The 15,061-nt window shown below is 68.7% G+C and carries 14 protein-coding genes; all 14 read left to right on the forward strand.

What is annotated here, in order from left to right; all coding sequences use genetic code 11:
• A partial coding sequence (locus QN206_04830; protein MDR7614129.1) for a hypothetical protein occupies positions 1-1,117 on the forward strand: 1,117 nt, incomplete at its 5' end.
• A 51-nt stretch (positions 1,118-1,168) separates the two neighbouring features.
• Positions 1,169-2,434, forward strand: a complete 1,266-nt coding sequence (locus QN206_04835) for a glycoside hydrolase family 1 protein (GenBank protein ID MDR7614130.1) — start codon at positions 1,169-1,171, stop codon at positions 2,432-2,434.
• Positions 2,435-2,728: 294 nt separating this feature from the next.
• Complete coding sequence (locus tag QN206_04840; protein MDR7614131.1) at positions 2,729-3,223, forward strand: flavin reductase family protein; 495 nt, start codon at positions 2,729-2,731, stop codon at positions 3,221-3,223.
• Entirely contained in the window at positions 3,220-4,440 is a 1,221-nt protein-coding gene (locus QN206_04845; GenBank protein MDR7614132.1) for an LLM class flavin-dependent oxidoreductase, read from the forward strand. Before QN206_04840 ends, QN206_04845 begins: the two co-directional genes overlap by 4 nt.
• Positions 4,441-4,465: 25 nt before the next feature.
• Complete coding sequence (locus QN206_04850) at positions 4,466-5,989, forward strand: ABC transporter substrate-binding protein (protein ID MDR7614133.1); 1,524 nt, start codon at positions 4,466-4,468, stop codon at positions 5,987-5,989.
• Positions 5,990-5,992: 3 nt separating this feature from the next.
• Complete coding sequence (locus QN206_04855) at positions 5,993-6,925, forward strand: ABC transporter permease (protein MDR7614134.1); 933 nt, start codon at positions 5,993-5,995, stop codon at positions 6,923-6,925.
• A gap of 2 nt (positions 6,926-6,927) precedes the next feature.
• Entirely contained in the window at positions 6,928-7,866 is a 939-nt protein-coding gene (locus QN206_04860) for an ABC transporter permease (protein MDR7614135.1), read from the forward strand.
• A gap of 6 nt (positions 7,867-7,872) precedes the next feature.
• Entirely contained in the window at positions 7,873-8,664 is a 792-nt protein-coding gene (locus tag QN206_04865) for an SDR family NAD(P)-dependent oxidoreductase (protein MDR7614136.1), read from the forward strand.
• An 18-nt stretch (positions 8,665-8,682) separates the two neighbouring features.
• On the forward strand, positions 8,683-9,468 hold the full coding sequence (locus QN206_04870) for an alpha/beta fold hydrolase (GenBank protein ID MDR7614137.1): 786 nt from the start codon (positions 8,683-8,685) through the stop codon (positions 9,466-9,468).
• Positions 9,465-10,601: a zinc-binding dehydrogenase gene (locus QN206_04875; protein ID MDR7614138.1), complete on the forward strand. Its 1,137-nt coding sequence runs from the start codon at positions 9,465-9,467 to the stop codon at positions 10,599-10,601. The genes QN206_04870 and QN206_04875 overlap by 4 nt, the downstream gene beginning before the upstream one ends.
• A 34-nt stretch (positions 10,602-10,635) precedes the next feature.
• The gene (locus QN206_04880) at positions 10,636-12,087 is read left to right on the forward strand and encodes an extracellular solute-binding protein (protein MDR7614139.1); all 1,452 of its coding nucleotides are present in this window, start codon (positions 10,636-10,638) and stop codon (positions 12,085-12,087) included.
• Positions 12,088-12,114: 27 nt separating this feature from the next.
• Positions 12,115-13,173, forward strand: a complete 1,059-nt coding sequence (locus tag QN206_04885; GenBank protein MDR7614140.1) for an ATP-binding cassette domain-containing protein — start codon at positions 12,115-12,117, stop codon at positions 13,171-13,173.
• 9 nt (positions 13,174-13,182) lie between these two features.
• Positions 13,183-14,127 carry a sugar ABC transporter permease gene (locus tag QN206_04890; protein MDR7614141.1) on the forward strand — a complete coding sequence of 315 codons (945 nt, stop codon included), beginning with the start codon at positions 13,183-13,185 and terminating at the stop codon, positions 14,125-14,127.
• A 38-nt stretch (positions 14,128-14,165) separates the two neighbouring features.
• Entirely contained in the window at positions 14,166-14,987 is an 822-nt protein-coding gene (locus QN206_04895) for a carbohydrate ABC transporter permease (protein MDR7614142.1), read from the forward strand.
• The last annotated feature ends 74 nt before the right edge of the window (positions 14,988-15,061 follow it).

Raw genomic sequence — 15,061 nt, forward strand, 5'->3', positions numbered from 1 at the left:
GCGGTTGGTGAACGAGTTTCGGGCGGAGTTGCAGGCGTTGGGGGTGCGGGTGACGGCGCTGGAGGAGGAGTTGCAGGCCCTGCGGGCCCGCCTGGACAACACCCGCATCACGGGCACCCTGGAGTGGTGGTACACCGCAAACCAGACCCCCGCGGTCCCGCCGGACCTCATCTTCGGGCCCCGGATCCGGCTCACCTACACCGGAGCCGTCGCCCCGGATGTAAGCGCCCTCCTGCGGGCCCGGTACATCTCCCGGACTGCTCCTGCGCCGCAGAACGCCTTGGACTTCGATCGGGGCTACCTCCAGGTGGACCGTTTCCTGGGCATGGAGGGGCTGCAGCTGCGGGCGGGGCGGGACGTGGTGGTTCTGGGCCCGATCGGGTTTTTGCTGGACGAGGACTACTACAACGACAACCGTACCGGGATCTTCCTCCGGTGGCAGCGGGGCGCGCTTTCCCTTCTGGGGTTCAGCCAGTACTCGGATCCCAACCAGGCAAACCCCGCCACCCTCCTCGGAGGGCGCCTCACCTACTCCCTGCTCCCCGGGTGGACGGTGGGCGTTAACCTCCGCAGCGACGCCGACCCCTCGGGTACGCTCCAACGCGGGCTGGGCTGGGGAGCGGACCTCCGGGCGGAGCTGGTGGGCGGGGTCGTGCTCACCGGGGAGTACGTGAACTACCGCAACGACACTACAAGCCAGGTGGGCAACTACTGGTACGGGGAGCTGGCGGTGAACCTCGCTCAGCTGACCCCGTGGGAGCGGGCCCCCCGGATCGCCCTGTGGTACAAGAACCTGGACCCCTACGTGCTCCCACCCCTTCCTTCCCCCAGGGGAGAGTTTGCGAGCCCGGATTTCTTCGGGACCCTGGATCCGAACGCAGACCTGAGCGCCTGGGGTCTGCGGTTGGACTGGACCCTCACGGATGCCCTCGCCGCCTGGGGAGTGGGGGAGTTCGGGAACTACAAGTCCACGGGGGTCCCGTACGCCCTGTACGAGCTGGGGATGACCTGGATCCTCGCCGCGAACACCTCCCTCTCCGTGTACTACACGAACATCGCGGTGAACAACGTGACCACGAACCAGGTGGTGGGCGCGTACCTGTTCACGAGCTGGTAGCGCATCCGGGCCGGGGCACAGACCTCGTGCCCCGGCCCCGCTCTCCGTCCCATGAGGCGCTTCCCTAGAGGGTTCCGGTGGGGGACCGCCACCAGCAGCCACCAGGTGGAGGGAGACAACACCAACAACGACTGGTGGCTTTTCGAGCAGCAACCCGGCCGCATCCGGGACGGCAGCCGCTCAGGAGTTGCCTGCGACTGGTGGCATCGGGCGGAAGAGGACTTCGACCGGATGCGGGCGCTCCATCAGAACGCCCATCGCCTCTCCCTGGAGTGGAGCCGCCTGGAGCCGGAGCCGGGCCGGTGGGATGAAGGAGCCGAGGCCCGGTACCGCCAGATGCTGCGGGGGTTGTGGGAGCGGGGGATCGAGCCCATGGTGACGCTCCACCACTTCACCTTGCCCCTGTGGGTGGCCCGTCAGGGCGGGTGGGAGAACCCGGAAATCGTCCGTTGGTTTGCGCGACACGTCAAACGGTGCGCGGAGGCCTTCGGAGAGTTCGTCTCCCTCTGGGTCCCCATCAACGAGCCCAACGTGGTGGTGGCCCTGGGGTACCTGCACGGCAAGCACCCACCCGCTGTCCAGAACCCCCTGCGGGCCCGGCGGGCCATCCCGAACCTCCTCCGGGCCCACGCGGCCGCCTACCGGATCCTCCACGAGGTGCAGCCCGGTGCTCGGGTGGGTACCGCCCACAACCTCCGCCCCTTCGATCCCGTTCGATCGGAGTCCCGGCTGGACCGGTGGATCACCTCCGTGCACGGCCAGTTCTTCAACTGGATGTGGCTGGAGGCCCTGCACCACGGGCTGGCCTCCTCCGCCCTCGGGACCTGGCACCTCCCGGAGTGCGCGGGGGCCATGGACTTCGTGGGCGTGAACTACTACACCCGGGACCGCCTCCGGTTTGCTCCCTGGCGGGTTTCCGGTGGCCTCGCGCGGGCCGTGCGGGATCCCGGAGCCCTCTACAGCGACGGGGACTACGGGGAGGTGTATCCGGAGGGTCTGTACCGGGTGGTGCGGGAGGTGTGGATGCGTTACCGCAAGCCCGTGTTCGTCACGGAGAACGGACTCCCGGACGCGGACGACGACCTGCGGCCCGGATTCCTCCTGCAGCACCTGGCCGCCCTGCATCGGGCCATCGAGGAGGGTGCGGACGTGCGCGGCTACTACCACTGGTCGATCGTGGACAACTTCGAGTGGGCGGAGGGGTGGAGCCTCCGGTTCGGGCTCATCGCAGTGGACCCGCACACCCAGGCCCGCACCTTCCGGCCCAGCGCCCACCTCTATGCGGAGATCTGTGCCCGCAACGCCCTGCCCGGGTAATGGCGGAACTGTTTCACGGTTGTGTTTGCACGGATTTCGCCTATCGCTTCCTGTGGCAGGGGTTGCTTACAGATGTGCCAGCAGCGGCAGGGCGTACTGGAAAACCCACAGCGCCAGACAGGGAATCCGCTGACCGAACGTACCCTGCGCGTGCTGGCTCGGGTCAGCAACCCCCATCACTGGTACCCGCTCCACCACTACCCGGCTGCCCAGCATGGCCCCTGAGCCTTTCCCCAAAACACCTTCGGTAGGCCTTGACTTTGGTCAGATATAGGCTATAATCTCAACAGGGTCGTGGATGCCCATACCTTCCGTCGGGTCATGGGGGAGTTCGCCACGGGGGTGACGGTGCTGGCCGCGAGGGCAGGGGAAGTACTCCACGGCATGACCGCCAACGCCTTCACCTCCGTCTCCCTGCACCCTCCCCTTGTGCTCGTGTGCGTGGCGAACGCCTCCCGGACAAAGTCGGTGCTGGATGCCGCGGGCCGGTTCGCGGTGAGCATCCTGGCCCATGATCAGGAGGAGGTGGCCCGGGTCTTCTCGAACCCGGAGCTGGACGGATTCCAGCGCTTCCGCCGGGTGCGGTGGCGGGCTGGACGGAGCGGGGCTCCCATCATCGAGGGGTGCCTCGCCTACCTGGAGTCCCGGGTCGTGGCCACCTATGAGGCCGGCGACCACACCCTGTACCTAGGAGAGGTGGAGCATGGGGACGTTCCTCGGCCGCAGGACGCACCTCTCCTCTTCTTCCGCCGGGGATACTGGATCCTGAACGGGAGGGGTGGGCCGTGAAGGTCTTCGTTTTCGACCTCCTGCCCTATGCGGAGCACCTGGACCACCTGAAGGTGGGGGATGAGCTGCCGTGGCCGCTGCCGAAGCGGTACTTCAAGCCGGAGGTGGCGGTCCGCACGTATGAGGAGCACCTGGAAGCCTGGGAGGAGATGGAACGGCTGGGCTACGACGGGGTGGGGTTCAACGAGCACCACACCTCCCCCTACGGCCTCATGAACTCCCCCAACCTCATGGCCGCGGCCTTGAGCCAACGGACCAAGCGGCTGCGCATGCTCATCTACGCGAACCTCCTCCCCCTCCACAACCCCCTCCGGCTCGCGGAGGAGATCGCCATGCTCGACTGCCTCAGCAACGGCCGGATCATCGCGGGGATCGCCCGGGGAATCCCCCGGGAGTACCGGGTGTACAACATCCCCTACCAGGAGTCCCGGGAACGGTTCGAGGAGGCGTGGGAGATCCTCCGGGGCCTGTGGACGGAGGAGGTCTTCAGCTACGAGGGGAAGTACTGGACGTTCAAGGACGTGGCCCTCTGGCCGAGACCGGTCCAGCAGCCCCATCCCCCCGTGTGGGTGCCCGTGACCACCAGCAAGGAGACCATCGAGTTCGCGGCCAGGCACAACCTGCCCATCACCCCGGGCTTGGGCGGCCGGGGGATGCGGGGTCTGCAACAGGACATCATCCGGTACTACGCGACGCAGCTCAGCGCCCACGGGCACCGGATCACCCCGGAGCACCTGGTGATCAGCGTGGACGTGTACGTGGCGGACAGCAAAGAGCAGGCCTTCCGGGAGGCCGGACCCTATGCGCTGTACTTCTACCGGACCCTCTTCAGCCACGGGAACGTGACGGACACCCGGGTGCAGCGGGAGATGGGGTACGTGAGCGAGCGCGCCCATGACTACATCCGGCCCGAAAACCGGGCAGCGGCCTTCATGGAGCGGGAGTGGTACCGGGGGATGACCCCGGAACGGCTGCGGCAGCACGTGGAGCACCTGCCGTGGGGGACCCCGGAAGAGGTTCGGGAGCGGATCCTCGAGGAGGCGGAGGCCCTGGGGGCGAACACCGTCCTCGTCCACATGAACCGGGGGGCCATGCCGCACGAGATGTTCGTGAACCAGCTCCGGCGGTTCGCCCGGGAGGTCCTGCCCGCCCTCCATGCCCATGAGGTGCGGAGGGTCCCGTTGGAGGAGGAAGGGTCCGCCTCGCGAAGGATGTAAAAACCATCCGCAGGGGGTGAGGGGAATGCGCATTCGGTGGGTGGCAGGTACGGTCCTGCTCTCGTTGGTCCTGGCCGCGGCGAGCTTCGGGGGGCCGGCGGAGCCGGACACCCTCGTGATCGTCTTCCCTTCCCATCAGGGAACCCTGGACGGGCACTTCGCGGTCACCACCCAGGACATGCTGGTGGTGCGGAACGTGTACAACGCCCTGATGAAGTACAAGCCGGACACCACGGAGCTCACGGGGGACCTGGCGGAGCGCTGGGAGGTCTCCCCGGATGGATTGACGTACACCTTCCGGCTGCGGCGGAACGTGGTCTGGCAGAAGGGATACGGGCGGCTGACCGCCCAGGACGTGAAGGCTTCCTTCGACCGGCTGCGGGATCCCGAGACGAAGTCTCCCTTCGCGGGGCTTCTGTCCATGGTCCGGGAGATCCGGGTCCTCGATCCCTACACCATCCGGTTCGTGCTGAGCGAGCCCTACGCGCCCTTCCTGCATCTGCTGACCAACTACCGGGTGGGTCCCGTCGTGAACGCCCGGGCGGCCCGGGAGCGGGGGGCGGCCTTCGCATGGGATCCCGTGGGCACGGGACCGTATGAGGTGGAGCGGGCCGTTCCCCGCACGGAGGTCGTCCTCCGGGCCTTCGATCAGCACTTCGGAGGACGCCCCCGCATCCGGCGCATCATCACCCGGACGGTCCCGGACCTGAACGCCATGGTGGTGGGCCTGGAGAACGGGCAGTACCACATGCTGTACAGCATCCAGGCCCTGGACGAGTCGGTGATCAGGCGGCTGCAGCAGCGGGGGTTTACCCTGACCCTCTACAGCCGGAACCTGCCCCGGGTGCTCCTCATGAACGTCACGAAGAAGCCTCTGGACGACCTGCGGGTACGGCGGGCCATCGCCCACGCCATCAACCGGCAGCAGATCATCGCCCTCAGCATGGCGGGGTACGGCCGGCCCTGGTACTCCCCCGTTCCGGAGGGGTACTTCGCGGCCACCACGCAGGTTCCGCGGTACGAGTACAGCCCGGAGAAGGCCCGGCAGCTGCTGGCGGAGGCCGGCTACCGGGACGGTCTGGACCTCCCCATGCAGGTCTTCGATGTGATGAAGGTGACCTCGGACGTCATCGCGGAGCAGCTGCGACGGGTGGGCATCCGGGTCCAGCAGGAGGTCCTGGATCAGCCCACCTTCATCCAGCGGGTCCTGCGGCGGGACGGCAGCATCTCCTTCGCGGTGCACTGCTGCGTGCGCCAGCCGGACCCGGACTTCTATCTCTCGGACATCTTCAGCCGGTCCAAGGGCGGGGCCATCTACATCAGCGGGCTGGATCTCGAGCCGGAGCTCGCGGCCGCGCGCCGGGAGACGGACGTGGAGAAGCGGCGGCAGATGTACGTGGCGCTCCAGCGGAAGATCATGGAGAACGTGTGGATGATCCCGCTCGTGATGGAGTTCGACCGCAACGTGCATGTGCCCAATCTCCGGGGGATGCCGCGCCGGGTGGAGGCCCTGTGGGGCCTGGACCTGTCGCGGCTTTTCTTCGAGTGAAGCATGACCAGGCGCCTCCTCCATCGGCTGGTCCAGATCCTGCCCACGGTTCTCGGAGCCCTGGTCATCGTCTTCGTCCTCCTGCGCGTCGTGCCCGGGGATCCCGCGGCGGCCATCCTGGGCGTGAGCGCCACCCCCGAGTCCGTGCAGACCCTGCGGGCCCAGCTGGGTCTGGACCGGCCGCTGTGGAGACAGTTCCTGGACTACGTGGCCGGGCTTCTCCGGCTGGACCTGGGCACCTCCCTCGCGTTCCGGGTCCCCGTGGCCCGGCTCCTGGCCCAAGCCCTGGGCCCGACCCTGCTGCTGGCTTTGGGGGGAACCGTGGTGAGCGTGCTCATCGGGGTTCCCACGGGGGTGGTGGCGGCCCTGAACCGGGGCAAGCCCGTGGACCAGCTGGTGAGCGTTCTCGCCCTCGTGGGCGTCTCCCTTCCCGTGTTCGTGTGGGGGGTGGTGCTCCTCGTGGTCTTCACCCTCCACTGGCGGATCCTCCCGGCATCGGGTTTGGGAGAGGGGATCGGCGGGACCCTGAAGGCCCTCGTGCTCCCCTCCGTGGCCACGGGGATGTTCCTCGCGGGGCTCGTGAGCCGGATCACCCGGTCGAGCGTGCTGGGGGTACTCGGCCAGGACTACGTGCGCACCGCATGGGCGAAGGGTCTCGAGCCGCGGCACGTGTTCCGGAGGCACGTCCTGCGGAACGCCCTCATTCCGGTCGTGACGGTGGTGGGGTTGAACATGGGAACGCTCCTCGGAGGGGTGGTGGTGGTGGAGGGGATCTTCGCCCGACCAGGGCTCGGACGCCTCCTCCTGGACGCCATCTACGCCCGGGACTACCCCCTGATCCAGGGGATCGTGTTGGTCTCCGTCCTCCTCACCATCCTCCTCAACCAGCTCGTGGACCTCCTCTACACCCTCCTGGACCCGAGAGTGACGGCGTAGCCATGCGGCTTGGAGGGTGGGAGAGCTCCGCGGCCCGGCGGCTCCGGCGGGCCATCCGGGGGAGCTGGATCCTCTGGATGGCGAGCGGGTTCGTGGTGCTCCTGGTGGGGATCGCCGTCCTCGTCCCCTACCTGGGGGTTTCGGACCCCTTCGCGCAGAGCCTCGAACGCCTGAGCCCTCCCAGCCCGGACCATCCCTTCGGGACGGACCGCCTGGGCCGCGACGTCTTCAGCCGTACCCTCTGGGCCACCCGCTACGCCCTGGCGGTGGGGATCGGGACCGTGGCGGTGGGGGGAACGGTGGGAACCATGTGGGGGATGGCTTCGGGGTTTTCCGGCCCGTTCGTCCAGGAGGTCCTCTCACGGCTGGTGGATGTCTTCTTGGCCTTCCCTCCCCTGATCCTCGCCATGGTGGTGGTCACCCTGATCGGGAACGGGGTTTTCCCCGTAGTGGTGGCCTTGAGCTTCGGGGTTGCCCCGCGCTTCGCGCGGGTGGCGAGGGCGGTGGTCCTGGCCGTCCGCGTGCAGAGTTACGTGGAGGCGGCCCGCGCCCTCGGGGCCTCCTCCCCCCGCATCCTCGTGCGCCACATCCTGCCCAACACCCTGGATGCCCTCATCGTGCTGGGGACCCTCACCGTCCCCACCGCCATCCTCACGGAAGCCCTCTTGAGCTTTCTGGGGATCGGCATCGTGGAGCCCACGCCCACGTGGGGGAACATCGCCAGCATGGGGCAGATGGTGCTTCGAGAAGCGCCTTGGGTGGTGCTCGCACCCAGCTTGGTTCTGTTGCTCACGGTGCTCTCCTTTAACCTGCTGGGAGACGCGGTGCGGGACGCCCTGGATCCCACGGTCTCCCGGGGCGTCTGGATGCGACGTGTGGAGCGGGCGGAGCTGGAACCGGAGCCCGCCCGGCTCGCGTCCCGCAGGATTCCCGCGGGCTAGGGAGAAATGGAAGGGAAGGTGGCCGTCCTCACCGGGGCCGCCAAGCCCGGGAGCATCGGTTTTGCCACGGCGGTCCGCTTCGCCCGGGAGGGAGCCCGCGTGGTGGTCGCGGATCTCTACGAGGCCGGATTTGGGGCGCTTCGGGCTGCGGTGGAGGCGTTCGGCGTTCCGTGCGTGTGCGTGCGGGCAGATGTGAGTCGGATGGAGGATCTTCAGCCCGTGGCGGAGGCGGTGGCGGAACGCTTCGGACGGGTGGACATCCTCGTGAACGCGGCGGGCGGGAGCTGGGCCATCGGACCGGAGGACCTGGAAGGCGGACCTCCGTCCGTCTTCCAGGGGGTCGCGAACTGTTCGCTGGAGGCCTGGCGCCGAATTCTGGCCGTGAATCTGGATGGGACCTTCTTCGCCTGTCGGGCCTTTGTCCCGTGGATGGTGCGGCAGCGCTGGGGCCGGATCGTGAACTTCGCCTCCGTGGCGGGACGGGCAGGCACCGGGCCCGGGGAGACCTTCAGCAGCGGACCCTATGCGGTGGCGAAGGCCGGGGTCATCGGTCTCACCAAGCAGCTGGCGCTGGAGCTCGCGCCCTACGGCATCACCGTGAACGCCCTGGCCCCGGGCTTCATCCCCCACGGGGAGGTCCGGGGAGATCTGGAAGCCCTCGTCCGGAGGATCCCGCTCGGACGTCCGGGAACTCCGGAGGAGGTGGCCGCCGCGGTCCTGTTGCTGTGCTCGGATGCGGCGAGCTACATCACGGGCGCAACCCTGGACGTGAACGGAGGCCTGTACATCGCACCCTGAGGGAAGGAGGTGAGGGAGATGGAGCCGAGCTGGGAGCGCGCCCGGGTGGCGGGAGCGGAGATCCGCATGTGGCGGGCGGGGGAAGGACCTGCGCTCCTGTTCCTTCACGGGGCGGGGGGCCCCGCATGGGCTCCGGGAATGGAACTTCTGGCCCGCCGGTACACCGTCCTCTTCCCGGAGCACCCGGGGTTCGGGGAGAGCGGGCGTCCGGGGTGGGTGGAGACGGTGCACGACCTCGGCATCTTCTACCTGGAGTTCCTGGAGGCGCTTCAGCTGCGGGAGGTGGCCTTGGTGGGCCACTCCCTCGGGGGCTGGATCGCCTCGGAGGTGGCGAGCCTGTGCACGCATTCCCTCCGGGCCCTCGTGCTGGTGGCCCCCGTGGGGATCAACCTCGGAGCCGCCCAGGTGGACATCTTCGCCACCCCACCGGACGAGCTGGCACCCTTGGCGTACTACGACAAGTCCCTGGCCACGGCCCGTCCGCCCCTGGGGCGGGAGGAGCTGCGGGTCCTGTACCGGAACCGAGCCACCTCCGCCCGGCTCTCCTGGGCCTCCGCGCCCACGGTACCGAAGCTGGCCGCGCGGCTGTTCCGCATCCGCATCCCCACCTTGCTTTTGTGGGGCCAGCAGGACGAGCTCATCCCCGCGAGCTCCGCGGGGATGTTCCTGGAGCGGATCCCGCAGGCGCGGCTCGTGACCCTCGAGGCCTGCGGCCACGTCCCCCAGGTAGAACAGCCGGAAGCGTTCGCGCGGCACGTCACGGAGTTCCTGGACGCCGTGGTGGGGGTCGGAGGTTCGCGGTGAGGGCGGCGGTCCTCCCCGGGGTGGGGGAGCCGTTGCGCCTCGAGATCCTGCGGGATCCCAGGCCCAAAACCGGCGAGGTCCTGGTCCGGGTCCGGGCCTGCGGGGTTTGCCACACGGACCTCCACGTGATCAAAGGAGAGGTGGCCTTCCCCACCCCCTGCGTCCTGGGCCATGAGATCAGCGGGGTCGTGGAGGAGGTGGGTCCCGGGGTGGAGGACCTCGCGCCCGGCCAGGGGGTGGTGTGCACCTTCATCCTCCCCTGCGGACGGTGCGCCTACTGCGTGCGAGGGGAGGAGGACCTCTGCGAGCGGTTCTTCCAGTTCAACCGGCTGCGGGGAACCCTCTACGACGGCGAGACGCGCCTGTACCGGCCCGACGGGTCTCCCGTGTGGATGTACTCCATGGGCGGCCTCGCGGAGTACGCGGTGGTTCCCGCCACGGGGGTCTTCCCCCTCCCCCCGGGGATTCCCCTGGAACCCGCCGCGGTCCTGGGCTGCGCGGTGTTCACCGCCTTCGGCGCGATCCGCCACGCGGCCCGGCTCCGGTTCGGGGAATCCGTGGCGGTGTTCGCGGTGGGCGGGGTGGGGTCCGCCCTGGTGACCCTGGCGCGGCTCGTGGGAGCCCATCCCGTCATCGCGGTGGACGTGCGGGAGGAGAAGCTGGAGGCCGCCCGGCGTCTGGGGGCCACGCACACCGTGGACGCCAGACGGCAAGCCCCGCAGGAGGCCATCCGGGAATTCACGGGCGGCCGGGGAGTGGACGTGGCCTTTGAGGCTCTGGGGCGGGCCGAGACCTTCGTGCAGGCGGTGGAATCCGTGCGGGACGGCGGGAGGGCGGTGATGGTGGGGATTGCCCCCGCAGGGGCCACCGCACCCGTGGAGATCACGCGCCTGGTGCGGCGCAAGCTCCAGATCGTGGGATCCTACGGAGGACGGGCTCGCTCGGACATGCCGCTCCTCCTGGATCTCCTGGCCCGGGGAGCGCTTCCCCTGGACCAGCTCATCTCCCGCACCTACCCGCTGGAGGAGGCGGAGGCGGCCTATCGGGCCCTGGACCGGGGGGAGATCGTGGGGCGGGCGGTGGTGGTTCCGGACGGATCGGGGGCGCAGGAAAAGCCTGCCGCGAGGGCGTAACCGTTCCTTGATGCCCAGGGAGGAGGTGGAGGGAATGGACGAGGAACGGAAGGGGAAAGCGGGGGACGAAGGTGAGGCGCGGATCTCCCGGCGGGAGTTCCTGAGGCGGGCGATGGTGGGGAGCGCGGTGCTGGGGGCGCCGTACGTGTTCGTGCGGAACTACGCCGCGGCCCAGCAGCGGGAGCTCCGCATCGTGACCTGGAGCCACTTCGTGCCCGCCTTCGATGAGTGGTTCGACCCCTTTGCGGAGCGGTGGGGGCGTGAGCGGGGGATCCGGGTCACCGTGGACCACATCTCGTTTGCGGACATCGTGCCCCGGGCGAATGCGGAGGTGGCGGCCCAGCAGGGCCACGACCTCTTCTTCTTCCTCGCCCCTCCCAGCGCCTTCGAGCCCCACGTGCTGGACCTGCGGGACATCAACCAGGAGGCGGAGCGGCGCTACGGGCCCATGGTGCCGCTCGTGCGCAAGAGCGTCTACAACCCCAACACCCGGAAGTTCTACGGATTCTCGGACAACTGGGTGCCGGATCCGGGCGACTATCTCCGGAGCGTGTGGACCGCGGTGGGCTATCCCAACGGGCCCAGCACCTGGGACGACCTGATCAAGGCCGGCAACGAGATCAAGCGTCGGTTCCCGGAGATCCAGATCCCCATCGGCATCGGGTTCAGCCAGGACATCGACTCCAACATGGCCTGCCGGGCCATCCTGTGGTCCTTCGGCGCCAGCATCCAGGACGCGAACGAGAACGTGGTGCTGAACAGCGAGCAGACCATCCGGGCGGTGGAGTACGGGGTAAGGCTGTTCCGGGAGTGCATGAACCCCGCGGTCCTCAGCTGGAACGCGGCCAGCAACAACCAGGCCCTCAACGCTCGTCAGACCAGCTACATCCTCAACTCCATCTCCGCGTACCGCACGGCCCAGGACAACCGGCTCCCCGTGGCGGACGACATCTTCTTCGTGCCGGCCCTGCGGGGACCGGGGGGACGATGGGCCAGCGAGCACGTGATGGGCGTTTGGGTGATCTGGCGGTTCAGCCGTAACCCCGACAACGCCAAGGAGTTCCTGCTGCACCTCGTGGACAACTATCGGGATGCGGTGCTCGCCAGCAAGCTCTACAACTTCCCCTCCTTCATGGGCTCCGTGGCCGATAAGCGGGTGCCCGTGGCCCAGAAGCCGGAGGAGGGGCGGAAGTGGATCCGGGCCGCCTGCCTGCGGGACCCCTTCGGGTCCCGGCCCGTCAACAAGCTGGCGGTGCTCGCGGACGCGGAGCAGTGGTCCACGAACATCGGGCACCCGGGGCCCGCGAACCCCGCGGAAGGCGAGATCTTCGACACCTACCTCATCCCCGACATGTTCGCGCAGGCCGCCACGGGCCGCCTGAGCGTGCGGGAGGCCGTGGCGCAGACCCACCGCCGGTGCCTGGAGATCTTCCAGAAGTGGCGGCGCCAGGGCTTCGTGGGGGGTGGCGATCGGGACCGGCGGTGAGGGAGAATGGATTTGAGGGCGGTGGCCATGGGGTACGTGGAGATCCGGGACCTCCATAAGCATTTCGGGGACGTCCGGGCCGTGAACGGGGTGAACCTGTCGGTCGAGGAGGGCGAGCTGCTCGTCCTCCTCGGCCCCTCCGGTTGCGGGAAGACCACTCTCATGCGCATGATCGCGGGCCTGGAGGTCCCCACGAGCGGGGAGATCTACATCGGCGGGCAGCTGGTGGACGAAAACGTACCGCCCCGGGCCCGGGGCATCGCCATGGTCTTCCAGAGTTATGCCCTCTATCCCCACAAGACCGCGTTCGAGAACATCGCGTTTCCCCTGGAGGCCATGCGCCTGGCCCGGGAGAGCATCCGGGAGCGGGTGGTCCGCAGCGCCCAGATGTTCGGGATCGAGCGGTTGCTGGGCCGGAGGCCGCGGCAGCTGTCGGGCGGGGAGCGGCAACGGGTGGCCCTGGCCCGGGCCGTGGTGCGGGATCCTAAGCTCTTTCTGCTCGACGAGCCCCTCAGCAACCTCGACGCGAAGCTGCGGGCCGTGGCCCGGTTCGAGCTCAAGCAACTGCAGCGGCAGCTGGGAACCACCACCATCTACGTGACCCACGACCAGGTGGAGGCCATGGGGCTCGGAGACCGCATCGCGGTCATGGACGCGGGCCGGATCCGCCAGGTCGGCAAGCCCCAGGAGGTCTACGACGACCCCGCGGACACCTTCGTGGCCACCTTTCTCGGCTCGCCGCCCATGAACCTCATCGAGCAGGACCCGCACACCATCGTGGGATTCCGGCCGGAGGCGTTCTTGCCCCGCAGTGTCTTCGATCCCGCGGAGGACGTGGTCACCTACTCCCTCCGGGTACGGGAGGTGGAGTATCTGGGCTCGGACCGCCTGGTGTACGGCTACCTGGAGGAGGAGCAGCGCACGGACCAGCCCGTGATCGCCGCGGTCCCCGCCACCATCACCGTGCCCATCGCGGAGGGTGAGGTGTACGAGTTCGCAGTGCCCCGGCGGGCCTTGCGGTTCTTCGACCGGAACACGGGCCGTCGCCTGGAGCGGGCGGGGGTCGTGCGGATCTCCACCAGCTAGGCGAGCTCCATGGCCCTGCGGCGCCCCGCGGAGGCCCCCCTCCTTGCCCCCGCCGTCCGGCCCGGACGGCGGACCCTGGCGGATCGGGAATCCGTTCTCGGTCCCCTCCTGCTGGCGCCGGCCCTGCTCTACGTGATCCTCCTCGTGGGCGTTCCCTTCTTCATGGCCATCCTCCTCAGCTTCTCCTCCGCGGTGGCGGGCGGGCTGGAGTTCTCCTGGGTGGGGTTCCGGAACTTCCAGGTGCTCCTCTCCGACGGTCAGTTCCACCGAGCCCTGCAGAACACCCTCCGGTTCATGATCCTCTCGCAGCTGCTGGTGATGGTGCTCGCCACGGCCGCGGCCCACGTGCTGGACGCCGCCTTCGTGGGAAAGCGGCTGGTGCGGTCCCTGCTCCTCCTGCCCTGGGCGGCTCCCGTGGCGCTGTCCTCCATGGCCTGGGTGTGGATCTTCGACTCCACCTTCAGCGTGCTCAACTGGACCGCCAAGAAGCTGGGCCTCCTGCAGGGATGGTGGTACTGGTTCGGGGATCCGGCCCTGGCCACCGTGGCCATTCTCACCGTGCACGTGTGGCGCACGTTCCCCTTCGCCACCGTGGTCATCCTGGCGGGCATGTCCGCCATCCCGCAGGAGATCAAGGAGGCGGCTCTGATGGACGGGGCGGGGTTCTGGCGGCGGTTGTTCCACGTGAACCTGCCCATGCTGCTCCCGGTGGTGGCGGTGGCGGTGCTCTTCGGCCTCGTGTTCACCGCCACGGACTTCAGCGTGGTGTGGCTGCTCACCCGGGGAGGCCCCTACAACAGCACCCACGTGCTCAGTACCCTCGCCTTCCAACGCGGGATCCTGGGCGCGAGCCTGGGGCAGGGGGCCGCGGTGGCCATCTTCCTCCTGCCCATCCTCCTCGTGGTGGCGGTGCTCCTGCTGCGGGTGGCCCGGAGGGCGGAGGTGGGGGCGTGAGGGGCCGTGGGCCGGGCAGGCTCCTACGGCGGGCCCTTTTGTATGCCGCGGCCCTGGCCTTCACCCTCTTCGCGGTCTTCCCCTTCTACTGGATGCTCATCACCGCCTTCAAGCAGAATCGGGACCTGTACGTGGGGGCCACGAACCTGCAGCACATCCCCTGGATCTTCAACGAACCGCCCACCCTGTACCACGTGCGGTTGCTCTTCCTCAACACCCCTTACCTCCTGTGGCTGCGCAACACCGCCTTCGTGGGGGCCCTGGTGGTCCTCATCACCTTGCTGGTGGCGGTGCCCGCGGGGTACAGCCTCGCCCGGCTCGCAGGCCGGTGGGGGGAGCGGCTGGGGATCGGGATCTTCCTCACGTACCTTGTCCCTCCCACCCTGCTGTTCCTGCCCTTCGCCCGGCTCGTCTCCTGGCTGGGCCTTCAGAACTCCCTCTGGGCCCTGGTGCTCGTCTACCCCACCTTCACGGTCCCGTTCTGCACCTGGCTCATGATGGGCTTCTTCCGATCCGTGCCCCGGGAGCTGGAGGAGCAGGGGCTCGTGGACGGTTACAGCCGGCTCGCGGTGATCGGGAAGGTGGTGCTGCCCCTCGCGGTTCCCGGGATGCTCACCGTGGTCATCTTCGCGTTCACCTTGGTCCTGCAGGAGTTCATCTACGCCCTCACCTTCATCAGCCAGGTGGACCGCATGACCATCAGCCTGGGGGTCCCCGTGGCCCTGGTCCGGGGGGACGTCTTCTACTGGGGATCCCTCATGGCCGCCTGCTTCCTCACCAGCGTCCCCATCGCGGTGGTCTACTCCGCCTTCATGGACCGGTTCATCGCGGGGCTCACCGCGGGGGCCGTGAAGGGCTAGGGGTCTGTCACGGGGGTGTGAAGCTCCCGCGTTGACCCCTCCTGCGGCCGGCGGTACCATCGGATCAAACGGAG

The sequence above is a fragment of the Armatimonadota bacterium genome, from assembly GCA_031460175.1.
GTDB lineage: Bacteria > Sysuimicrobiota > Sysuimicrobiia > Sysuimicrobiales > Sysuimicrobiaceae > Sysuimicrobium > Sysuimicrobium tengchongense.